Annotated in this window: 20 protein-coding genes; 8 read left to right on the forward strand and 12 right to left on the reverse strand. The window is 38.5% G+C overall.

Translation table 11 applies throughout. The features are described 5' to 3' along the window. Positions 1 to 82: 82 nt before the first annotated feature. From A7968_RS00455 to tagH, 7 genes are read right to left on the reverse strand one after another with little or no spacing between them, the layout of a single operon-like run. Positions 83 to 877, reverse strand: a complete 795-nt coding sequence (locus tag A7968_RS00455; RefSeq protein WP_227008961.1) for a PP2C family protein-serine/threonine phosphatase — start codon at positions 875 to 877, stop codon at positions 83 to 85. Beyond that, on the reverse strand, positions 870 to 1601 hold the full coding sequence (tagF, locus tag A7968_RS00460; protein WP_064664617.1) for a type VI secretion system-associated protein TagF: 732 nt from the start codon (positions 1599 to 1601) through the stop codon (positions 870 to 872). The genes A7968_RS00455 and tagF overlap by 8 nt, the downstream gene beginning before the upstream one ends. Continuing rightward, positions 1583 to 5083 carry a type VI secretion system membrane subunit TssM gene (tssM, locus tag A7968_RS00465; protein ID WP_064664618.1) on the reverse strand — a complete coding sequence of 1167 codons (3501 nt, stop codon included), beginning with the start codon at positions 5081 to 5083 and terminating at the stop codon, positions 1583 to 1585. Before tssM ends, tagF begins: the two co-directional genes overlap by 19 nt. Positions 5084 to 5093: 10 nt before the next feature. Then, on the reverse strand, positions 5094 to 6374 hold the full coding sequence (tssL, locus tag A7968_RS00470) for a type VI secretion system protein TssL, long form (RefSeq protein ID WP_064664619.1): 1281 nt from the start codon (positions 6372 to 6374) through the stop codon (positions 5094 to 5096). Positions 6375 to 6395: 21 nt separating this feature from the next. Further along, complete coding sequence (tssK, locus tag A7968_RS00475) at positions 6396 to 7724, reverse strand: type VI secretion system baseplate subunit TssK (protein WP_064664620.1); 1329 nt, start codon at positions 7722 to 7724, stop codon at positions 6396 to 6398. Between the two features lie 12 nt (positions 7725 to 7736). Next, positions 7737 to 8201: a type VI secretion system lipoprotein TssJ gene (gene tssJ / locus A7968_RS00480; RefSeq protein WP_064664621.1), complete on the reverse strand. Its 465-nt coding sequence runs from the start codon at positions 8199 to 8201 to the stop codon at positions 7737 to 7739. A 17-nt stretch (positions 8202 to 8218) separates the two neighbouring features. Further along, complete coding sequence (gene tagH, locus A7968_RS00485; protein ID WP_064664622.1) at positions 8219 to 9538, reverse strand: type VI secretion system-associated FHA domain protein TagH; 1320 nt, start codon at positions 9536 to 9538, stop codon at positions 8219 to 8221. A gap of 417 nt (positions 9539 to 9955) precedes the next feature. On the opposite strand from tagH, the gene A7968_RS00490 reads away from it, so the two are divergent. Further along, entirely contained in the window at positions 9956 to 11926 is a 1971-nt protein-coding gene (locus tag A7968_RS00490; protein ID WP_064664623.1) for a serine/threonine-protein kinase, read from the forward strand. A 242-nt stretch (positions 11927 to 12168) separates the two neighbouring features. Then, the gene (locus tag A7968_RS00495) at positions 12169 to 12513 is read left to right on the forward strand and encodes a PEGA domain-containing protein (protein ID WP_064664624.1); all 345 of its coding nucleotides are present in this window, start codon (positions 12169 to 12171) and stop codon (positions 12511 to 12513) included. Between the two features lie 85 nt (positions 12514 to 12598). Here A7968_RS00495 and A7968_RS00500 read toward each other — a convergent pair whose 3' ends face one another. Both A7968_RS00500 and A7968_RS00505 read right to left on the reverse strand, forming a co-directional pair. After that, positions 12599 to 14719 carry a methyl-accepting chemotaxis protein gene (locus tag A7968_RS00500; protein WP_064664625.1) on the reverse strand — a complete coding sequence of 707 codons (2121 nt, stop codon included), beginning with the start codon at positions 14717 to 14719 and terminating at the stop codon, positions 12599 to 12601. 180 nt (positions 14720 to 14899) lie between these two features. Continuing rightward, positions 14900 to 15328: an organic hydroperoxide resistance protein gene (locus A7968_RS00505; protein WP_064664626.1), complete on the reverse strand. Its 429-nt coding sequence runs from the start codon at positions 15326 to 15328 to the stop codon at positions 14900 to 14902. A gap of 124 nt (positions 15329 to 15452) precedes the next feature. Here A7968_RS00505 and A7968_RS00510 point away from each other — a divergent pair, with 124 nt between their 5' ends. Next, entirely contained in the window at positions 15453 to 15884 is a 432-nt protein-coding gene (locus tag A7968_RS00510; RefSeq protein WP_064664627.1) for a MarR family winged helix-turn-helix transcriptional regulator, read from the forward strand. 112 nt (positions 15885 to 15996) lie between these two features. Next, entirely contained in the window at positions 15997 to 17007 is a 1011-nt protein-coding gene (locus A7968_RS00515) for a zinc-binding alcohol dehydrogenase family protein (protein WP_064664628.1), read from the forward strand. A gap of 73 nt (positions 17008 to 17080) precedes the next feature. Here the strand turns inward: A7968_RS00515 and A7968_RS00520 are convergent, their stop codons facing one another. Then, a complete protein-coding gene (locus A7968_RS00520) occupies positions 17081 to 18016 on the reverse strand; it encodes an acyltransferase family protein (protein WP_371850139.1) in 936 nt (311 codons plus the stop codon). 154 nt (positions 18017 to 18170) lie between these two features. Beyond that, entirely contained in the window at positions 18171 to 18836 is a 666-nt protein-coding gene (locus A7968_RS00525) for a hypothetical protein (RefSeq protein ID WP_064664629.1), read from the reverse strand. 489 nt (positions 18837 to 19325) lie between these two features. On the opposite strand from A7968_RS00525, the gene A7968_RS00530 reads away from it, so the two are divergent. The 3 genes from A7968_RS00530 to A7968_RS00540 all read left to right on the forward strand — a co-directional run bounded on the left by A7968_RS00530 (position 19326) and on the right by A7968_RS00540 (position 22313). Beyond that, entirely contained in the window at positions 19326 to 19556 is a 231-nt protein-coding gene (locus tag A7968_RS00530; RefSeq protein ID WP_064664630.1) for a helix-turn-helix domain-containing protein, read from the forward strand. Between the two features lie 62 nt (positions 19557 to 19618). Further along, a complete protein-coding gene (gene astB / locus A7968_RS00535; RefSeq protein WP_064664631.1) occupies positions 19619 to 20959 on the forward strand; it encodes an N-succinylarginine dihydrolase in 1341 nt (446 codons plus the stop codon). A 358-nt stretch (positions 20960 to 21317) separates the two neighbouring features. Then, positions 21318 to 22313: a DUF4382 domain-containing protein gene (locus A7968_RS00540; RefSeq protein WP_064664632.1), complete on the forward strand. Its 996-nt coding sequence runs from the start codon at positions 21318 to 21320 to the stop codon at positions 22311 to 22313. A gap of 76 nt (positions 22314 to 22389) precedes the next feature. Here the strand turns inward: A7968_RS00540 and A7968_RS00545 are convergent, their stop codons facing one another. After that, positions 22390 to 23244, reverse strand: a complete 855-nt coding sequence (locus A7968_RS00545) for a mechanosensitive ion channel family protein (RefSeq protein WP_064664633.1) — start codon at positions 23242 to 23244, stop codon at positions 22390 to 22392. A 365-nt stretch (positions 23245 to 23609) separates the two neighbouring features. Here A7968_RS00545 and A7968_RS00550 point away from each other — a divergent pair, with 365 nt between their 5' ends. Beyond that, entirely contained in the window at positions 23610 to 24290 is a 681-nt protein-coding gene (locus A7968_RS00550; protein ID WP_064664634.1) for an SDR family oxidoreductase, read from the forward strand. Positions 24291 to 24317 lie beyond the last annotated feature (27 nt).

The following is a 24317-nucleotide window of genomic DNA, read 5'->3' on the forward strand; positions in this document are numbered from 1 at the left end:
TAATAAACCGGCATATTATATCTAAGTCCATAAGCTTATTTATTTTTTAATATATAACAATAAAAAAAATAAACTTAAATATTTACTTTGTAAATAATGGAATTGTAGCCTCATCCTGAACATTAAATGAATGAGATTTATAATTACTAATCCCTTTATCGTATTTAATCAAAATACAGGTTACATTATCTTTCGCACCCCGAACAAGGGATGAGTGCATTAGTGCCATACCAGAGTCAATTATACTTGTTGGCTCTAGTGAGCGATGAATATCATTATCAGATAATTCGCCAGTTAATCCATCTGAACATAATAAAAATATATCGCCTGATTTTACCTCATTTTGTACCACATCAACGTTAACATCCTGTGTAACTCCCACTGCACGGGTTATGACATTAGATAATGGATGATCTTTGGCTTCCTCAACAGAGATAACCCCTTCATCGATTAGATCGTTGATTTGGCTATGATCCTTTGAAACTTGCTGCAACTGACCATTACGCAGTAAATACGCTCGACTATCTCCCACCCAGAGCACATAGTATTGCTCATTTTTGATGAATAAAACGGTCACTGTGCTACCCGCTGTTTTACTCCCTAAATATTGCGCACTGTATTCATTTAATTGACTGTTTGCATTTTCGATCGCGACGACAATATGCGACACAGTAAGCTCTTCAAATGTCAATTCTTCAACGGTTGACCTAATAGTATCGACGACAAGTTGGCTTGCCACTTCACCAGCTTCATGGCCGCCCATGCCATCAGCAACAACCCAGATACTATGGCTATTTATTTCAACATGGGCATCTTCATTTAGTTGCCTAACAACACCGCGATGGGTAATCGCATAACTAGTGCTCAACTTACTCATCAGTACTTTTTACCTGTGTATAATTCCATTCCCATTGCTTCCATCGACCATCTAACATTGCTGCAACTTGATTAATGGCAGGAAGTCCTGCGGTGATAAGTACCATAGGCTTTATACTGCATGAACCATGAGTCCACCAAACGCTGTAATCACCATATTTTTTACTTAAGACAGCATGCATTAGATCTTGCAAAGCTGTCTCTGTAAGTTCATCACCTGAAAACTCAAATGCCTCGCCAGTTTTATTCTTATCTGCCGTATTAAAGTAAGTCACCACTTTTTGGGTGCCTTGAACAGCACCTAAGGTTTTCGCAACATCTTTGCGCCAAGCAAAAAGATCAACTGAGTTATCAAGTACCTTCAACACCACATCTTCGTAAGCTAATGAAAAAACGCCAGAGTTAAGAACATCAATAGGTGCGTACTCTAATGTACTTGCTACGGTAAAAGGATAATGCCGTCCTACCGCATCCATGCTTGGCATTAAAGTCCCCATTACCCCTTTATCTCCAACAATATTCGCGGACAAAGCAAAGTGCCATACAGGGCCTGTTAAATAATTATTTTGCCACACTTCGCCAAGCTGCTCTTTGCTTACAGCAATCGCTGCTTGCAGCCACTTTTCCCAATGTTCAGCGAACTCTTTAGATACACTATCTTGTACAAAATCACCTAAACTAGGGACTTTACCCAGATAGCCAATATTTATAATCGGGTCGGACATGAGAACTTCTCTATACTCTTATTCCAAAATGGATGCCTAATTGAATTCGGTAATAGTTCTACTTTTGCGTTATTGCCCATGAGAGCAAAATGCAACGTTAGATCTTCCCGTGTTTTACTTCGTTTAGCACTTAGTTCATCAAGCATGCGATATAACGACCATTCACCTTGGTAAGTGGTATTAATAGAGCGTCCGCCATTAGGTGGAGTAAATACAACGCGTGTTTTACTTTGTCCTGTGGATCCAGGCCAAACAAAATTACTCACTTTTAATGGCCCGTGTCTATAGGTCATTGATTGACCATCAATCTCAAGCATAAAACTCGAGATTGTTTGATCTAATTCTAAAGGTTTCAAGCCGAACTCAATCCTTGGTGTGCTGCTACCACCATCAAAAAATGCGAGCTGTATTTGATTTGCAAGTTCAAACATTGCCAAAGTTTCTCGACTGATACCGATGTCTTTTTCAAACTTCCATGGTCGTGAACTCATATCAACACTCGGTGCAACGTAGCTATTGAAGAAGCTATCTATCGTACCGCTTGGTCCAAAAAATCGAGTAAAGTCTTTTAAATTCACTTCTTTATCTGCATAAGGTGAAAATGGGTAACGACCAACAATGGCGGCATTGTATTCTCGCAAAACTTTACTTTTCCAAATCTCATTTAAGTGTCTATTGGCACTATTTTTAGTGATATTACTGGTATCTCGACTAATATCTAACAGCCAGCTATTAAAAGGGTACGGTAAGTCACGACTTTGGAATTCTAGTTGGCGGATAAAACTAGGCTTACTTTTACCGCTGATTTGATCTTTAATGGAAGACTTCAACTGATCGCCACGGTCAAGTTTAGTTAAATAAACATTCAGCTCCCTAAGGTTCTTTTGCATATTATCTAACTGCTGAGCGTCAATTTTAAGCACATCCTCAAATGCTTCTTCCACTTGATACCCTGGTAACTTGATATCAAATTTTGGCGTTTCGTCAGGCAAGAAACGTTTGATGCGATTCGCCTTTGTTTGCATCGCAACTTCAGCAGCATTGGCTGCAACTTTACCGGCTGCTTTTTGATTTTCAGAGACTGGCAATTGAGTTAACTGCACATTTTTCTGCACTGCTAGAATGATGTTTTTAATTGGAGTTTCTGAACCAGCTAACACATCAGTGATATTAACCCCTTCAGCAGGAGAGCTATATTGGTTTAAATTTAGATCATCAAGAAATGACTGCCAATAGTAGATATAGTCCTGAAAATAACGCTGTTCTAATTTCTTTTCTATCTCATCTTTGGAGATATCATAAGTTCCAGATGCTTCTTCTCCGTACACCCAACTGCTCGCCATTAGGTTTCCTAGCATCTTACTTTTTTCGATATTAAAAATGCCATGGAAACCATTGAACGTATATAAGCCAGGGATGCTTCGAGTTAACTCACTGTTATTACGAAATGAAAACTTTTGGGCGCTTTCAAAACTAATGATATCCGTCAATCTAAATGGTGGAATACTACTGTCGAGAAAGTCTGCTTGAAGCCTTTGATATGCTCTCTCAGCAATCGGTAATTTTGTCAGCTCAGCACGAGCAATTTTAACGGCTTGATTATCAACTTCTTCATAAGCAACACCTTTTTCAAGTAATGCCGCAATATGATCCATTAAATCGAGACGAGTTTGTGTATTTTTCTCACCAGGAAAGCTACGTTCTAAGTATGCATCAAACCAGACGACTATGTCATCACGCTCAAAATACTCAGGTTGAAACAACATTAAATAACACTTCAGTGTCTCGTACAAATAGCTTAAGTGCTCAGGGTGAGTTTCCATTTCCTTCGTCAAGGTATTGAGAACAAAAGGCGCCAAGAAAGTTTGTAACGCTCTGTCGTAGGCATCGTTCGACGACTGTTTAATTTCGTTTAATTTATTAAAACCAACTGATGACGAGTCTTGCTCATTATTAAACGCATTACTACGCGCAGGAAGTGCTCGTAATGAATTGAGCCTGTCATTAAGTACCAGTACATTGCTGCGATCAAAAGATGCCGCATCGATTTCTTGATATGACTCAATTGCCGCTTCAGTGACCGTGATAAGGTTATTATTCCATGCATAGCTAAAATACCATGATGCCGAAAAACCAATCACACAAGCACACGCCAAAGAGATACTTGCTATGCGCAACCATTTGTTTTGCTTATCATGATGTTTGTTAGTACTTGCTAAGTTTTGCTCAGGGAAAATGACTCTTTCTAGTACATTTTTTATGAAAAAACTTTTCGATTGATTTATATAGCTGCCGCTTGTGTTATTTCCTTCACTTAAAAGACTGGCCGGTGTCCCTTCTTGAGTTGCGCTGGTTAAATACACTCCCCTAAACATAGGGAGTTCTTCATATGCATTAGGGGTAAAAATTTCTTTCAAAAATGCGTCGCCTACACCTTGCAATACGCGAAGCTGTCTTGGAAATTCAAAAATTTTTGCTCTTATTTCTTCATTGCGTTCATTAATCAAACGCCGATTTAACAGCTCTGTTAACTTAGCTATAAGTGTATGAAACTCTTTATTAAATGCATCAACTTGGGTGTTTTTATCTAAATCAAGTTCAAATGTAACCCCCCATACTTGTTCACACTCTTCTTCGCTTAATTCAGCAAAAAACTCTCTAAAACCTTCTATTAAGTCAACTTTTGAGAAAATAACATAAACAGGAAAAGTCATTCCGAGCTGATTTTGTAACTCTTGCAGACGTTGCTTAATTGCACGCGCATGTAGGTTTCGCTCTGTTTTAGTTTGGCTCATTAACTCAGAGATACCCATACTGATCATTACGCCATTGATTGGTCGTAATGGACGGTATTTACGCAGTAAACCTAAAAAGCCTTCCCAAGCACGTGAGTCATGTTTTGCATGACTACTTTGTGTGGTGTAACGCCCTGCCGTATCAATGAGTACAGCTTTGTTAGTAAACCACCAATCACAATTTCGCGTGCCACCGACACCATGAATTAAATCAACCCCAAGCTTATCTTTTAATGGATAATCTAAGCCAGAATTGTTGATCACCGTTGTTTTTCCTGCACCCGGTGGTCCTATCATGATATACCAAGGTAATTGATAGATATTCTTTCCCTTAAAGAGTTTTACATCTTTAAGTAAATCAATAGCTTCACCCATTCTTGTTTTTAAGGTCGTAATCTCTTCATTAACTTCATTACTGTTTGCGTCATCACTGTCGATTAACTCATTAGCCATTTTTTCATCACGTTTACTTTGACGAGTCAAACGGTATATTTTCGTGATCGCAAAAATAAGAATAACCACTAAAATAGTAAGTAATCTCGAGGCAACACTCGCCAATGGCACATTACCAGCAATGGCAATTAATGGGCCGCCAAACCAAATTAGTAATGACAGTGCGCTAAAACCAATAATTAGGATTGCTGTACGCGATGTAAGTAGGTATGTGATTTTCTGTAAAAAGTTCATTCCAGCCCCATTAAAATAATAAATCAATTTCAATTCGTCGGTTTAATGACCGAGAAGCTGAATCTGAATTGCTAGCGATTGGTTCGGCAGCACCTTTTCCTTCAGGCCACAAGCGGCCACTAAGGTTAGTACTTTTAGCCATAGAATTAGCAACTTGAGTTGCTCTAGCTAAAGAAAGATGCCAGTTAGAGGGATACTTATCGGTGCGAATAGGCGTGTCATCTGTATGGCCTGTTATTAAAATCCGCCCCTTTGTACCTTCTAAACTCAGTGCTAGTTTTTCAAGTATTGGCTGAAATGAAGGTAATAGTTTTGAGTCACCTTGGTTAAACAAGCTTTCACTATTGATAGTGATCCGAATGCGATCATTACTCTTTTCTACAGAGACAATCCCCATCTGAATCTCGGTTTGTAAAAGTTGTTCTAACACTTGCAGTTGCTGATCTTTTTTATCAATACTGTGCGTTTGGGCTAATGGATGGATCACCGCCAACTTTTCATTCACCAACACAACTTGATCATTAAGTTTCATATTGATAAACAGGTAAACAATTAATAATGCTAAACCTAAAACTGAAAAAATAACCCATAGAGGTACTTGGTTTCTAAGCTCAACACCTGCTGCAACCCGTTCTTTCCAATTAGGCGATAACTTGTTATTAATAGGTCCATCTAGTTGGTTTAGTAGGTGATAAATGCGAGAGCGGTATTCTTCAACTTTATTATCGCCGACACTATCAACTCGATACTTGCCCTTAAAACCTAAATTTAAGCAGTGATATTGTAATTCTAAAAACGCTTTATGTTGCTCTGGTTGCCCAAGAGCATTATCCAATAAGGTATAGAAATACTCGCCACCAAAGGTTTCTTTATGAAACGTTGACAACAAACTTTCATCAGCCCATTCCATCGAACTCCACTTAGAGTTTAGAACTGATTCATCCAGAATTGCACATAAACAATAGCGCGAATTTTCAATTACTTCTTTGGGCAGCACTTGGTTTCTGACTTCAACTTCAAAACGTTTAATCGCTTCAACACAACGATGCTTCAAAGCGGCTAAATTTGTCATTTCTTTAGCTTGGTTGATCGATATAACCAGTGAAAAACAATCGGTAGCAGCTTCTAATAATGGGTTTTTGAAAATAGAAACTTTCGTATTACTAGCAACAGCATTTGCTATTGGCTCAATAGACATAACTGTCTTTTCAGGATCAGTTGCTGTTTTTGAGTTATTTGAAGTGTCACGCCCAAGTCTGCCAGGGCGTGGTTTGATAATGGTTTCATCCATTGAAACTCTTCCTTTTAACAGTTAAGTTCGTATAGCCCAAAGGCTTAATTGTAACTCTGGGTAACTACCAGATAAGTGAATGGCGATCCCACCACTTGTGCGAAGCTTTTCCCAATGCTGACCATGCTTGTTCAACTCAAAATAATGAAAACCTGCATGATACGGAATTTGCCTTGGTGCTGTAGGTAAACTGCTGATTGTTATACCTGGGATCTGGTTATTAACTAAGTCACGAATAGTTTCAACGCTACCGATTTTAACCTGGGAAGGTAAAACTTTACGCAACTCTTCATGGGGTACACTCGCTTTAATAGCGAGAATAAACTGACCTGAATCAAGAATCGACTTATCTTTTAAAGCACCAAATGAAATACCAAATTTACTTTGCTCCAACTTAATTTCTGTTGCTGTTTGCTCAATCACGTGACTTAAAGATTGATATAAGAAATTCACGATTTCACCAAATACAGCTCCTAAATTATCATGTTCATATTTAGGGAGTTTTGGAACGCGTTTATTGGCAGTACTGAATGTTGCCAGTTCACCTGATAGTTCAATTAAACGCGTATAAAGAATATTTGGATGTAAATTATTGACCATTAACAAACTATCAAATACCGCATCATACTTATTTAGTGTTTGCAGCATAATAAAATCAGCAACTGAAGTACTGCCCGCATAGCCTTGACATAAACGTACAGCAATACTTTCTGAACGCTGTTTGATCATTGCACCAATTTCTCTTACTAATCCTAGCAGAGGCTTACACTGTGCAACTTTTAGCGAGGCAGGAATAAACTTACTATCAAGCTTGATCCGACCTTCAGTACTTACTTCAGTAATTTTAGCTAAAGGTAAAAGTATGAATCCAGCGTGATCATCTGAACCTAATACCAGTTTGCTATAAATTTTTGCAACTTGAATAGTCTCTTGTGATTGCGGACCCAATGAATCATCATTTACCGCTAAATCGGTGAGCTTATAACGCGTAACTAAATTTTCGTCCGCAGCTGAGATGTTAATACCACTGGCTTTCAGTGCTGGGATTGCCAAATAAACAATTTCATTATAGGTGTCTTTGTTGACAACCAAAGGCTCAGGTAATGACGTTGACCTTGGCATATCAACAGGTAATAAATCAGGAGTAATTGCCGACAATGAGTCGATTGCAAACTGCCCTGTATTTAACAACTCAGTGTCAATATCTAACTCTAGAATTCCCCACGGATCAGCTAAATTACCATTACACACTTGCTTAATTAAATGTGAAAAATGTTTATCTGATTGTTGAAAGTGTTGCGGCCTTAAGAACATCCCTTCAGTCCAAGCAACACGAGTGGTATCACTCATTTTATATCCTTATTAATGCTCTCTCATGTATGTTGCAATTGATTCAACATTTACATCGATATCGTCATAACCGGTAGGATCAACTTCTATTACCGCTCTCCATCGGGCTTGATCTATGTTCCTATACGCTACCACTACTCCTACATAGCGAGTATTACGATTAAGGCTCATCTCATAGTTTTGCACTGAACCAGGTTGTAATTCTAATTCATCTTTCTTAAGTAAATCAGGGCCTAGTAACTTCTCTGGCGCCTCATACAAACTAAAAAAGTCTTGTGTATCAAATATAGTTCTTGAGCTTAGCTCAAAAATTTTCATCACAACTGGAGAAGGTCGATCAGAAGTATCAGGGTTTACATTTTCTGATACATTAATAATTAATTCTGTTGATGGCGGAACAAACTTATTCATTGTCGAACAGCCCATTATCAAAAATAGTAAACTAAAACTCAGTAAGTAGAGCTTAATGTTACGCATTATTTACTTTCCTTTTTTTAAAAAGTTTCTTGAATTTTATCATTGTATGCTTTGAGGAAATCATCTGATAATGCCATTGCACCTTTAGCATTAACGTCACGTGATAACTCGTCATGCAGGTTTTGATACAACTTCCAGCTTTTCGATTCTGATTGGCCAGGTATTATTTTCAAAATATTAGAGTTATCATTCACTTGTTGATTTATGTGAGAAGGTGAAACTTGCTCTAATATTCCCTTAAGTACACCATCAGCTCCTGCTAATAAAGCATGTTCATGCCTACGAGTATCGATGAAACTTTCTTTAATCGATTCTCGAGAAGATAGGAAGCTTGCACTATTAATTATGAATAAGTTCTGAATAACATCGTCTATATTGGCCGAAAATTTGATTGGGTTATTTTGCTGGGTTTGAAACAGAGTTTGATTAACACGTAATTGATTTTTCACCAATGCTCTTTGGCGTAACGATTCCATCAATTCAGTTAAAAGAAGATTTAACCCTTGGCCCATTTCAAACCATAATTTTTCAGTCGTTATAGCATTTTGCAATTCAGGTTTGACGCCAAGCCCTTTTAAAAAAGCACTTGTTAGTTCTGCGCTGTTTGCGATTGGCTTTGTTTCGAGAGCGGATTGAGCTGCAGGAGTCGAGACTTGAACTTCCTTCGCGACTTCTGGCTTTATATCAACAGCTGCAGGAGCTTCGATCTTAGGCTCTGTTGTACTCGCGGTTGTATGACTGGCTATTCCACTCTGATTGCTAGAATTAGCCATTTCAGGATTCAATAAATGTGCGATCTCATCCCAATTTTCCGGGATCTGGCTCTGTGATTGTGAATGTTCAGCATGCGCCATAGCAACTTTTGGCATTGGTTCATTCATAATTGAATCATTATAAAAGTGCTCAGAGTTTGAATCACGATTAGCAGAATCAAAATGTTGCGATTGAGTAGCGGCGTTATTATTTTTTGCCGTTGTCACAGAGCTAAACTCATCGATAGAAGCTGTAACGGAGTTTGCTGCTGCGATTTTAACTTCTATTTGAAAATCACCTACCGTTAAAATATCACTATCAGCTAACTTTTGCTTATTACCTTGGCCAATGGCTGAGACACTATAATTTGAATAGATACCATTTGTAGAAGTATCAATCACAACAAACGAGTCACCTTCCTTCTCGATACGACCATGTTTACTTGAGATAATTTTTTCAGGATCAGGTAAATGCCAGTCACATGCTTCCGAGCGGCCAAAGATAAGTGAATCTTTTACAGTTTTAGATGCTTCTATTTCAGGCGAGAGTCGATGATAACTAGTAATGTTTAGTATCAGTTCCATTTGATGCGTTCATCCCATATTCTACATTCCTATTAGAATAAATTAGAAGAGAAACTATTGTCAACATTGAAATTAATACTTGGGGATATTAGAGGGTCATTTAAAACGACAAATAGAGATTAATAATATAGTCTTATTTTCTGTTTATTTAAATTATTAAAATCAATAAAATTAAGCCTGTATGTTCCTATTTGAAACCAGAGAAACCACTTTACAACACTGTTTTACATACAAATAACATCAGAAATTATATCTAATGAATAAAATAAATATATAATTAGTAGAAGTACTACAATAGAAACATTGCTTATAGTGTTAAATTTTGTAAAAATAGCGGGCTAATCAAAGGGAATATTGATAAAAATTACAAAAAGCACCTTTGCAATTATTTAACTATCTACAATAAAAGGATTTATAATGAGCGGTATCAATAACTCAAATGATAAAACTCAAATCGCTTCGCTGGAGTCTAGCGTTAGATCTTCCCAACCAAAAAGTAAACTCAATTTAGTTGGTAAAAAAATATCTGGACGATATTTAGTTGAGGAACTCATTGGGCAAGGTGGCATGTGCTACATTTATAGAGCTAGGGATTTATTTTTAGAAAGTCCTACCAGTCCAGAAGTACATGTTGCACTCAAAGTGTTACTAGAGGAATTTAGTCAATCTGAAGAGGCAATAACATTACTTAAAGATGAAACGACTAAAACTCAACAACTTTCACACCCTAATATTGTAAAAGTATTTTCAGCCAGTTTTGATGGTGATCTGCATTATGTGACAATGGAACTCGTTGATGGCGAAACATTAGAGCAAATAATCAAACGTAACAAACCTTCAGGTATGCCTTTTAAAAAAGCACATGTTATCCTGCAACAACTTGCAGATGCACTGATTTATGCTCACTCACGAAACGTTATTCATAATGATTTAAAACCTTCTAACATTATTTTTGATTCAAATGGACGCTTGAAAGTTCTCGACTTTGGCATTGCTAAACATAAAACAATTGAAGATGCATATGCGTTTAATAATAGTAAAAATGTCGCAGCAGTTGGTGGTTATACGCCAACCTATGCAAGCCCTGAGCAACTTCAAGGGGCTGACGCATCTGTAAAAGATGATATATTTTCGTATGCATGTATTGCCTATGAGCTATTGAGCAGTAAGCACCCATTTGATCGAGTTGCCGCAGATAAGCTTGCCAAAGAGACAACAGCAAAACGCCCTAGTAATTGTCCACTATGGCTTTGGGGTCGTTTACAAAAAGCGATGTCATTGGATGCCACAAAAAGGTTAGGCTCATTACAGGCTGTATCAACTAAACTTACAAGCAATTTTAAACCAGCTATCGCTGCAAGTGTGTGTGTAGTCGCCATTACCGTTTTTATTAGCCAGTTTTATGCCTCAAATTCGACCCAAATAAAGCAGTTAGAGGCAAAGCTGGAAAATGCCAATGCAATTAACCAGCAAGTTGCAACTTGGATGTCCTGGCACGGCCCTGAGGTCCTGGCTAAACTTGCGGAAATCCCTCCTCAGTATGACGTGCTTAAACAGGGGTTATTAAGAGTCAATCAAGCAAGCATCTTACAAGATTTCAATGCTAAAGCTAATCAGTTAAATAATCAGTCTAGTAAATTCAAGGATTTTGATGGCACGATCGGTCTATATTCCGATGCGTTGGAATACTATCCAGATTCTGAAAAGCTAACGGTTCAATTAGAAAGCATCTTAAGAGAGCGCCAATCAATAATCTTTGACATAACATCAAGAATTGACTTGTTATTAGAACAATCACGCTATGATGAACTTGAAAATAACAACATTATTAAATTAATTGATGATTTAAAAGATGTTGATAGTAACTATGTATATCAGCCAAATGAAATACACATCAATAACTTCAAAATCGCCTTAGAGCAATCAATTGAAAATGACAATGTGGTTGCTCAAAAAGTGTTATTAGATGTAGGGAAAGCTATCTTCACAGCTGAGCAGAAGTCTGAATTACAATTTAATGAGTTATTAAAAAGGGAATCAGCAATAGAAGTGCTAAGTCTTTATCAGCAGAAATTAAATTTAGGTGAGCAAGCAACTTTTCCGACTAAAGATGCAATAGTTTTCTATCAACCTCGCTTTGACCGTTACTTTGAAAAGTTAGCAGCAATTGAAAATTATCAAGAGTTATTAGCCTTTGAAGAATTAGTTAATTCAGAGTCAACGGATTTACCGAATGACTTTACTTTGTTAGTCGCTTTTAAAGAAGAGCTTTCTAAGCGTTACATCACAATGGCAAATGGCTTATTAAAGCAAAAGATGTATAAAACAGCTGAAAAATTAGTTGAGCGAAGTGAAGAGATAACTCGCTTGCTTGATAGTTTGCTATAAAAGTACACAGGCTGACACTCACTAATTGCAGCCACTTACTGATATTAATATCTTAAGCTAGCCAGGGCTGTATAGCTCTACTAGCTTAAAAAATATGATTATTCTCACGAATAAAATAACTTACTAATAGACCACTAATTCGATGTAATTAGTATAACGAGAGTCAAGGATGACTTGGAGGCTATCTAACTTCCACTTACTCCTTAAGGGCTTTCAGCATTTTAAATTTATATGGAGTTTTTATGAAAAAGATAAGCACCTTAGCTGCAATATTAATCCTAAGTGGTTGCTCGACTACTGCTACAGTAGACGAAACAGCTCAAGTAACTGAGGATACCACGACAGAAATTCAACCACCTGTTGAAGACGTAGTTGATGTAATTTCTTTAACTGTGGCAACTCAACCTGCTGATGCGCGCGTACGCATTATGAATATCAAACCAAAATATGAAAGTGGTATTGAGTTAAAAGAAGGCAAGTATGATGTAGAAGTAAGTAAGCCTGGTTATAGTACATACCGTGAATGGGTAGTGGTTGATAAGAGAACAATTTTAACCGTTGAGTTAAATAAAGCCGAAGATATTTAGTAGGCAAACGATATAAAATACGCCTTTAAACATGCGACCATACATGTTAAAGGCTATTTTACTCTTACTAAATGCGATTAATTCACTAGGTTTTTAGTTTATTTAGCTCATCATCTTGCTGAGCAACGAGTTGATTCAACATCTGACTGCCATCGCCGGCTTGAGTTGATAGTTCGGCCAGTTGTGATGCAGCATCAGAGATCAGTGTTAAGTTTCGATTGATCTCTTCAGTGACTGAGCTTTGCTCCTCCGCAGCTGTTGCAATTTGAGTGATCTGATTAGTAATTTCTTCCACTTTAACTACCACACTGTGCAAGGCATCAAAGGCTACGGTGGTTTCATCCACGGCAGTTTGTGCCCTCACCACACCTTGCTCAATCACTTTAGAGGCATTGCCCACTTCTAGCTGTAAGTTGTCAATTAAGCCACTAATATCATCTGTCGAGGCACGTGTTTTTGAAGCAAGCGCTCTGACTTCATCAGCAACAACGGCAAAGCCACGACCCTGTTCACCAGCGCGGGCAGCTTCAATAGCGGCATTAAGCGCCAAGAGATTGGTTTGTTCTGAAATAGTGCGGATCACATCTAAGATCTGGGTGATGTCGTTACTGCGTGCGGCAACCTTTTCCACCGCCTGATTAGCTTGTTTTATTTCTTCAGACATAGTTTTAACTTGTGATACTGCAGACGATAAACTTGCTTCACTTCGTACCACGAGAGTATTAATTTCATCGGCTTGTTGCGCTGATTGCTCAGAAGCACGAGCGACCTCAAGTGCGGTCGCACTCATTTCGTTCATTGCCGTTACCACACTTTCAATTTCTTGAAATTGCGCCTGTACGTTCTGTTTTGTATCAACCGCAACATGGGCGGCAATTTGCGCTTGTTCTTTAGTTTGCCCAGAGACATCTTTTAATTGCGCAATCAAGTCGCGTAACTTTTCTAAAAATGCATTAAAGCCAACAGCGAGCGCTATTAACTCAGCATGGCTATCAACACTTAATGTTTGCGTTAAATCCCCTTCACTACTGGCTAAGTTATCAACTCGTAATTGAATTTGTTGTAGTGGCGCCACAATACTTTTTACCACTAAGGTCATAATGATAAATGCAGCACCGGCAATCACTAAACCAGAGATCAAAATCAATCCACCAAGGGTGTTGGCGTTATCTTGCATACTTGCACTAAGCTGTTGTGGACCTTCTAAAGCAAGGGCTGCGGGGACTTCCACTAACAGTGTCCACTTTTTCCCTGCTAATTTAATGTCTATCGGATAGTTAACTAAATACTCACTGCTTACCTTTTGCACACTTGCTTGTTTATTTAAACCGCTATAATGATTAAAAATTGCTGCAGGTACGGCTTCTTTAAGCGGACGTCCTAGTTTTTCTTTATAATGACTACTGCCAACAATCAAATCGAGCGAACTGAGTAATGTCACGCGTGCTTGGCCGTTATATAGCTCTTTTGATAACTGCTCAGTCATAGTTTGAAATACCGGCAAGGTAATATCAACACCGCTTAAACCAATGAACTTGCCTGAACGCAATATAGGCACAGTCAAAGAGGTCATCATTTCTGAGTAGCCTGGCGATATTTCGTAAAGATAGGGTTCCATAATGCAGGGTTTTTGGTTTTCTTTGGCGCATAAATACCATTCGGCTTCCCGTTGACCAAATTCATTTAACGTTGTCACATATTTTTCTTTAGCATCTTCAACTACCTGCTGTTCGATCACGCCATCACGGCTGCGCGTAAAGTAAATTTCTAACGTGCCTTGACCTGCCACTGAATGGTCATACCCATTCATATATTGTTGATCGTTACCATCAAAGCCATTGACTTCAAACTGAGAGTAAATTGACGAGAGTAATGAGTTACCAGCAATGATTGAACGATTGATCTGCTCCACAGATTCGCGGGTTAAAGTATCTGCGGCACTTTGGCTACCTAATGTTGCTGCCAGAGAAAAAGGCACGCGATACGCTTCATTAATAAAACCCGCAATCTTTTCACCATAGGCCGCAGCATTAGTAACGAGTTTATCTTCTACTTCTGCAACAATCAGTTTTTCAGCCTGCACTGAAAGTACTTTATTACTACTTGAAAGTTGCCACCACAGTACACTAGACAACACCAAGACGGTTAAAAATATACTACCTAAAGTGAGCCAAAGTAATTTTTTTGCTAACGCTAACTGCCGCATTCCTGTTTTCCTCTAATTTAACTACATTTAGAGTTTAGTCTAATTATGAAATGATACAGTAGATTATTGAAAAAACTTGATTAACTGAGTAATAAAAACCACTTATGCTAGCTGCATATTTAAGTGAGAGAAGCGAAAGGATACCAACTTAACAAGCTGCTAAGTTGGCATATGAGAAAACTAAATTACTGATAACTCAACCGCAATATTGCCACGGGTCGCATTTGAATATGGGCAAACTTCATGCGCTTTAGCCACTAGTTGCTCTGCAGTGGCTTTATCAACATCACCAACGAACACAGCTAATTTTACCGCAATACCAAAACCACCTTCGATTGGACCAATCGATACTTCTGAGTCAATGCGTGTATCTGCTGGCAATTTTACTTTAGCTTGGCCTGCCACTAATTTTAATGCACCAATAAAACACGCCGCATAACCCGCTGCAAATAATTGCTCAGGGTTTGTACCTTGCCCATCATCGCCACCTAAACCTTTAGGTGTTGAAAGTGCAACATCTAAACGGCCATCGTCAGATTTTGCAGTGCCTTCACGGCCACCTGTTGCAGTTGCGTTAGCTGTATATGCGACTTGTAGTAATTCTTTCATGGTATTTTCCTTGTTTAAGTGAGAATTAAATTTACTTTGCGTGCAAAACAATAGACCAATTTATTGAACATTGCAAATACTTTGCATACAAACTAAAATGCAAATTCACTATTTGAGAGTCGCTATGAAATACCCACAACTAAAATTAGATAACCAGCTATGTCATCGCTTATATATGGCATCCAACTCCGTTGTGCGCGCCTATCGAGATGCGCTCAAGGCACTTGAACTGACCTACCCTCAATACGTGGTGATGATGGCGTTGTGGGAAGAAGATGAAGTAACCATAGCCCAATTACTGCAAAAAACCGCCATAGATGGTGGGGCAATGACCCAAATTTTAAAAAAAATGACCGATAAGCAATTATTAATGGTTATTAAAGATGATAATGACAAGCGCAAGAAACTTGTAAAACTGCAATCACATGGGGTGAAAATGCAACTTCAAGCAGCTGATATTCCGCAGCAAATACGCTGCCAGTTCCCATCTATCAATGAACATGAAGCAATGCAGTTAATTGCTCTGCTCGATAAACTCAATACAGATTTAGCCTAGGTAAAGGCAATTATCAAAAAACATTTGATAGTGATTCAGTCATAACACCCTTTTTCTATTATAAAGCTGCGCTATAGTGTGCATATAGAAATTTGATTCAACGGAGCAACTCATGAAAGCCATTGGTTACCAAGCAGCTACAAAAACACTCAGCGAAGATTCTTTCGAAATTATCGAATTACCAACACCAACGGCACAAGGCCGTGATTTATTGGTCGCGGTAAATGCTATTTCAGTAAACCCTGTTGATGCTAAAATTCGCGCTAATGTCAGCCCAGAACAAGGTCATAAAATCATTGGTTGGGATGCGGTGGGTATTGTTAAAGCCGTTGGTGAAAAAGTTAGTTTATTTAATGTAGGCGATCGCGTTTATTACGCCGGAGATTTAACTCGCGCTGGCAGTAATGCTGAATTTCAACTTGTGGACGAGCGTATTGTCGGTAAAGCACCGGTATCGTTGAGTGACGCAGAAGCTGCAGCACTGCCATTAACCAGCATTACCGCTTGGGAATTATTATTTGACCGCTTGCAAGTATCACGCACCAAAGATGCAAAACCGGCCTCGTTATTAGTAATAGGTGCTGCAGGTGGTGTTGGCTCGATTTTAGTGCAATTGGCAAAGCAGCTTACTAACTTAACCGTTGTCGGTACTGCATCAAGAGCTGATAGTGTGAAATGGCTAAACGAATTAGGTGTTGAACATGTACTTGACCACTCAAAAGGTTTAGATGCACAACGAACTGAGCATAACCTTGCAGAGTTTGACTACGTTATTAGCCTAACTCATACCGATCAACATCTTGATGAAATCATCAAAGTGATCAAGCCACAAGGTAAATTAGCGTTAATAGACGACCCAGCCAGCTTTGATATTTTAAAACTCAAGCGCAAAAGTATCTCGCTGCACTGGGAGTTTATGTACACCCGTTCAATGTTTCAAACCGACGATATGATAGCCCAACATCAGTTACTGACTGAATTAGCAGAATTGGTTGATAACGGCACCATTAAAACCACCTTAGGCCAACATTTAGGGAAAATTAATATAGAAAACCTACACAAAGCGCACGCAATATTAGAGTCTCATCAATCACGCGGTAAACTGGTACTTGAAGGGTTTTAACTAATCCAATTACCGTAGTAGTGCTGTCATAATATTTGCACACTACTCATTGCCTCAGACTAAAGCTTTTATCTCAAAGCTTTAGTCGCGTTTTTATGTTACTCGATTTAGTACTACGTATTAAATTTGCTATAGGTTTTTCAAAGTAGCTATACGACAGATAGGCCACCAAGACACTAGCAAACAGTGAAACTAACAATTTAATTTCTATAGATAAATTAAGTTTGTTCACTTGCACGATAATCGGCATATGCAGTAAATACAAAGAATATGAGACTTTACCTAATAAATCAGTGATCTTATTAGCTAACAAAACGTTATTATTAGGAACCAAAAACACAACGGCAAAAAACACACTACTCATTACCAGCAGTACTTCATAACTTAACCACATCTTACGTTTAGCGTCGGATGTTACTGGCGTAAACTCTGGATACAATAACGGTATCAGACCAAGCGAAAATACAAAGCAATGCTTTTTAAGGTAGCTTGGTATTACTAATGACTTGTAATGTAAACCAAAAATAACCCCTATAAAAAAGAAAGGAAGGCTTCGGATTGAATTGAACACATTGTAGGGAATACCATTTAAATCACCACTTATCCTTGGAAAATTTGTCAAAAACAAGACAATCATCACTGTGATTGTTGATAAATAAATATATCCAACTCGGTTTTTAGCAAAAACCCAAAAAATGATAAAAATCAGATAAAACTGCACCTCTGGCGGGATAGACCAGAGCACGCTTGCGCCATCTAAAAACAATAAGTGACCCAAGAGAATGTTAACGTTAGGTATGTCATACAACAGGTTTTGGTCAAACTGAGTGAATAAATATGAGCCCAATACAACAGCTAAATAAAGTGGTAGCACTCTGCTAGATCGGGCTAAAAAATAATGCTTAACATGTTCTTTATTAAACGCTTTTTCTAAATAGAGGTATGACATTAAAAAACCACTTAACATAAAAAATAACATCACCCCATACGCGCCGGAACCACCACCCAACGCACCATCAAATCAGTTAGTTATATCACTAAAATGGGTTATAAAAACAATCATTGCAGCTATGCCGCGTAAGGCATTTAACTTCCTAATTTCCAAAATTGCTCCTTAGCAACAATGCAACTGTAACAGTCGGTTACAGATAAACCCGTGCATTCTAGTTTGCAGCACGATGATGGGTTGATTGTTTCAGCCATGTTTTGACTGGTACCACCCACTGCGCTAATGGTTTATAAAAAGCGCCATGCTCTTTATCGGTGCTGATTGATATTTCAGTAAAACGCTTCACATCTTTACTACGATCTATTAGCAACTGACAAGAACCCACCTCATCCGAAGTTTCAAATATCGAATAAATATTTCCATACGCCTCTAACTCTGGATTATTTTGTAAGTAACGACCGCAACCAGCCAAAATAATATAAGTTACATCCTTATTCGCCAGTAAATTAGATGTCAAAATAGTAATAGCACCACCTCGGGAAAAACCTATCAATGAAATATTGCCGGCTGGAACACCCTTTGCGATAAATAAACGTACATCGTTTGCTAGTTTTTCAGCAAAAGCTTTAGGCTGAGTGTTTTTAGCCCTGTGATATGCAATCAGATTATAATCAGCATCGGCAAGTGCTGCTTTTATTTCTGGAAATTCATAAGTTCCCCAACGCGAATTAACTGGCCTTGAATTAGTCCCTTCGACAATCAACCCGTGAGAATAAAACACATATTTTTGCTGAGCTTCAATAGTTGATGGGAATGCAGTAAAAACTTCCCCAGCAAAAGATGCGCTAGAAAACAGTAATAAGAATAATAATTTAAACATAATAGGACATATTAATTAGTTATTTAAAAAATGGCTGTACATAAAGCGCCAAATCCAGAGCAAAACATCACCACTAAAGCAACAATCATTAAAAACTCATTTTTATACAATGCGTTAACTAACAACTGTAAGGTTTAATTTATAGTAATGTATATTTACTGTTAATACACTTCTTTTGCTCCAGCAAAGTGCAAAACCATCATTATTTTTCACTACTTTAGTGCTTATACTCAGTCGACATTCAGCAGCAGAAACTCAAGCTGTTGATCTTAATTAACTAAAAATAATTATGCAGGCTGGCACAGATCTTCCTTATAGATAAAGGTAACTCATTAATGGTGAGTTTTAATTTCATTTACCTCGTTTACAGGGAGCGAGCTATGGCTAACTTTTATCACATGTTGTATTTATTATGGCGCTTAGACATCAGTGTTTGGCATGTACATCATGCTAACGATCCACACACAACATCGGAAAAGGAGCGCAGATATGTTAAATAACTACCCGCTCTTAGACGAAGCGCTAAAAAAGCTATCGGTGCATCAATTAACAATCAGCGAAGCATCTGAGCATTATGATTTACCGAAACGCGTTATTTATAAAGCACTGCGTCAACAGCAAGCAAGAATATCGCAACAGAAAACTTATTTACTCGCGGCGCAAAAACGTTTGCAACAGAACTTGCAAACGGTGGAGCTAGAGTTAGCTAATTTTAATTAAACCATCGTAGGTTATTTTCTGTATAGTTTAATCACTTACTATAAGAAAATTACAGGATGATCATGACAGCAGTAGAAGTAAATTTTGATGGCCTTGTAGGCCCGACTCATAACTACGCGGGATTATCATATGGTAACGTTGCATCATTAAGTAATGCAGCCAGTTACTCAAATCCAAAAGAGGCGGTGTTGCAAGGCCTTGCAAAAATGAAAGCAATGCATGATTTAGGGCTGACCCAAGGTGTTTTTGCTCCGCATGCACGACCTGACATCAACGTATTACGACGTTTAGGTTTTACAGGTAAAGATAATGAAGTGATCAGTAAAGCATTTAAGGCTGATCCAGTACTTTTACGTGCCTGCTATTCAGCCTCAGCAATGTGGACTGCAAATGCTGCCACGGTTTCTCCCTCAGCTGATACCCTCGATGGTAAAGTGCACTTTACTGCAGCTAATTTGAATAACAAATTTCACCGCTCGTTAGAGCCGACAACGACAACTCGCTTACTCAAAGCCATGTTCAATAACGACAGCTACTTTAGTCATCATGAGCACTTACCCGAACAGGGCTTTTTTGGTGATGAGGGAGCAGCTAATCATACTCGCCTCACCGATGCACATGGTAAGCAAGGGTTAGAGTTGTTCGTATTTGGTGCAAGTAGCTTTAACAGCGCATTACCCAAGCCAAGTAAATTCCCAGCTCGTCAAACACTCGAAGCATCGCAAGCCATTTGCCGATTGCATCAATTAAAACCATCAAGCCAATTATTACTGCAACAAAACCCTGCAGTAATTGACCAAGGTGTGTTCCATAATGATGTTATTGCCGTAGGTAACGCCAACGTTCTTCTGTGCCATGAGCAAGCTTTTTTAAATCAAATTGATGCCTTAAAGCAGGTTAGAAATGCATACCAAGGTGATGAAACACTTCACATTATTGAAGTGCCCAGTGCAAAAGTAAGCATTAAAGATGCTGTCACCAGTTACTTATTTAACAGTCAATTGGTGAGTTTAAGCAACGGTAAAATGCTGCTGGTAGCGCCACAAGAGTGCCATAATAACAGCGCCGTTAATGCCTACATCAATGAGCTTATTAGTGCTGATAACCCAATTAATCAAGTGCAGTTTTTTGATCTTAAACAGAGCATGCAAAATGGCGGGGGCCCAGCATGTTTACGTTTAAGAGTGGCATTAAATCAACAAGAGTTGGCAGCGGTTAACCCAGCTGTGATTTTAAATGATAGTAAGTACCAACAATTATGTTCTTGGGCAAATAAACACTATCGTGACAAGCTCAGTAATGACGACTTTGCCGATGCTAATTTATTGACCGAAAGCTGGCAAGCGCTTGATGAACTCACCCAAATTTTAGATTTAGGATCGGTTTATCCATTCCAACTTTAGTGCGTACTGAGTAAGACACCTTGATCTAGCTACAAATAACCCCAGCTTCACTCAGCAGGGGTTATTAGTTGGGATAAGTGACTAAAATTAGGCTGTTATCTAAACTAGCTGAGTTTTTTAGCAATAGTCATTGCCAAGTTACCAAGCAAATGTGGAACAAAAATGGATAAACTTCATTAAGTTAGTAAATTATCAGGTGAGTTACTTTTCATCTGTCATGCATTTATTTCATAAAGTCACCGCATCAAAATGTCCAGTTAAACTTTCCAACTTCCGCAACAATTCATTAACTCCAATTCAAGTTGCGTTAAGTATGACCCTCTATACTTACGCCAACACTGAGAAAAAAGGTTAAATTATGAATATCAAAACAACACTATTAAGCAGCGCTATTTTAGTTGCACTCACTGCATGTGGTGGTTCAGATAACAATGACTCACCTACACCACCGCAATCTGCAAAATTTAGTTTAGGCGTCTCTGATGCACCTGTAAGCGGCTTACGGGAAGTGAATGTCGTATTTAACTCTATCACTCTCAAACAAGCTAATGGTGCAGAAGATATTACCTTTGAAACACGAGAAGCAGATGACGAAACCAAACCAGAAATGGTAAACCTGCTTGACTATACTGGCGACGATATTTTCTCATTATTAGATGATGAAGACGTGCCTGCAGGCGAATATTCATGGATCCGTGCCGATATTATTAATGGCGATGCGAACGACTTAACTATGACCTCGCACGTTGTTTATGAAGACGGTAGCATTGCACCTTTGGTTGTTAAACGTAAAGGTAATGACGGTATCGGTGAGATCCAACTTGACGGCTTTACCCTAAATCAAACTGATAATGATTTTGTACTTGAATTTGATTTGAAAAAGTCGCTTGTCGATCCACAAAATAGTGATGAAATCTTCTTAAAACCTCGCGGCGTTCGTTTAGAGAACTTAGCTGAGTCAGAAGATATTGAAGGTACTGTAAGTGATGCGCTTATCGCCAACTGCGAAACAGATAATATCGCACTAGCCGCTGAAGATGGCTCATTTGGCCATGCTGTGTATCTTTATAACAGTGATGTAGCAGAGCCATTGGATATTTACGAAGTAAACGAAAATGAAACACCTGCTGATGCCCCGCTGGCAACAGCAAATGTGGTATTTGATAGTGACGACAATCAATATGAGTTTGAGCTTGCCTTCATCACTGCTGGTGATTATCAATTAGCTTATACCTGTGCAGCACATATTGATGACGCTGAAATACAAGACGAAGCATTTACGCTTTACCAAGTTAAACCTGTTACGGTAACCGCGGGTGATGATATTGACGTGACTTTCACTGTTAGCCAATAGGTTATTAGTACAAATAGTATAAAGCCACTCAGTGTTAGCTGACTGGCTTTATTTAGATACATTTACAAGCTACGTTTTACACATCTTTATTAACGGTTACCGCCGATGCCATAGACTCAGCGATATGCAAAGTTCGTTGCGGAAATGGAATAGTCAGACCCGCTTGCTCAATAGACTCTTTTACCCGTTTATTAAGATCCCACACAGTTTGCCAATAATCGCCGTTCACCGTCCATGCACGCAATTGAATATTCACCGCACTTTCACCAATTGAAGCCACCATAACTTTTGGCGCAGGCTCTGGTAATAATCGGCTTTCTGACGCGGCGATTTCTTTAAGTACATTTAAGCCATCGTCTATTGAGTCTGCAAACGAAATACCCACTACAATATCCATACGTCTTTTGCCATTGCGAGTGAAGTTTTTAATATTCCCCCCCCACACTTTACCATTGGGTGAGGCGATATACAGGCCATCATTAGTTTTAAAAATGGTGGTAAAGAGGTTTATTTCACTAACTGAACCGACAGTGCCACTGGCGTCAACAAAATCACCTACTTTAAATGGCCTAAGTATCAGTAACATGATACCCGCAGCTATGTTACTTAAGGTATTTTTAAGTGCTAAGCCTATTGCAAGGCCAGCCGCCCCCATCAGCGCTATTAAACTTGCTGTATTAACGCCAAAAATATCTAAAATAAACAATCCAGCAATGATATACACCAAGTAGCCTGCCACACTCGATAGGATCGGCAGTAAGGTTTTATCCACATTCTTAAGTGGTGACTTAGTGTTTTTAATCGCTTTTTTAACAGAGCGCGCAATAAGTGCACTGGCAATAACAATAGCCAACGCTAAAATCAGGTTATAACCTAAAGTCATTATGGTTTCTGAATGGTTTTGCCAAAATACTAAAAGCTTATCTTTCACGTTTTATTTCCGATAATAATTGCTGTAATTAAGCAAGGTTAAACATAGCTTATACAAGATATAATCACTGTTATAAGCCAAAAGGTTTGAGCCGATATAACCCGTTGCGATTTGTAGCCTGCTAAAAAATAAGCCTGCCTCAAAGCGAAACCGCGCGATTATATAGCATAATATATATAAACCTAACTTTTTATTTTATTATTTAAAAACAATTAAAAATCAGCAACTTAAGTTAACAACAAAGTAAAAAACCAATTGAAATATGTTTATATAACATACATTCAATAGAGGTTAATCCGCACCTGTTAGAGTCATAACCAAAGGAGAGCAAACTCATTATCCGCTCTCTAATCTAGGAGAAAGTCATGAGCAAAGAAAAAGTCGTACTAATTACAGGTGCTTCCAGTGGTATTGGTGAAGCAACAGCAAAAACCTTAGTAAACAACGGTCATAAAGTAATTTTGACCGCGCGCAGTGAAGATAAACTCAATGCGCTGGTTGAAGAATTAGGGGCTGATAATGCATTAGCCGTTTGCGCAGATGCCACTGATTTTTCATCGCTTGAAAAAGTAGTTAATGCAGGTGTAATACACTTTGGCCGACTAGATGTAGCATTTGCCAATGCTGGTATGAGTGTACAAACCCCAGGAGTTGAAGAAGGCGAGCCAAAGCAATGGCAAACAATGATTGATATCAACATCAACGCACTGCTTTACACTGCAAAACTTACTCTACCACACCTTAGAAAAACCACTGGGCACTTTATTTTAACCAGCTCCGCCGCAGGGCGTATAGCGCTAAAAGGCTCTGTGTATGGTGCAACAAAATGGTTTGCTTACGGCTTTGGACAAAACCTCGCAGAAGAAATGAAAGAGTGGCAAGGCCGCTGTACTACAATTGCCCCAGGCATGGTCAATACGCCATTTTTTGATGAAGCCAAACCCGACAAACTCGACCCAACAGATGTAGCTGATGCCGTGCTATTCGCAATCGAAGCAGACAAACGCTGTAATGTTCGAGAGCTCTTTTTAATGCCAAGTAAGTAAAATTAAGTCTTTTAAATGCCCTAAATA

The sequence above is a fragment of the Pseudoalteromonas prydzensis genome (genome assembly GCF_001661495.1).
Classification (GTDB): domain Bacteria; phylum Pseudomonadota; class Gammaproteobacteria; order Enterobacterales; family Alteromonadaceae; genus Pseudoalteromonas; species Pseudoalteromonas prydzensis.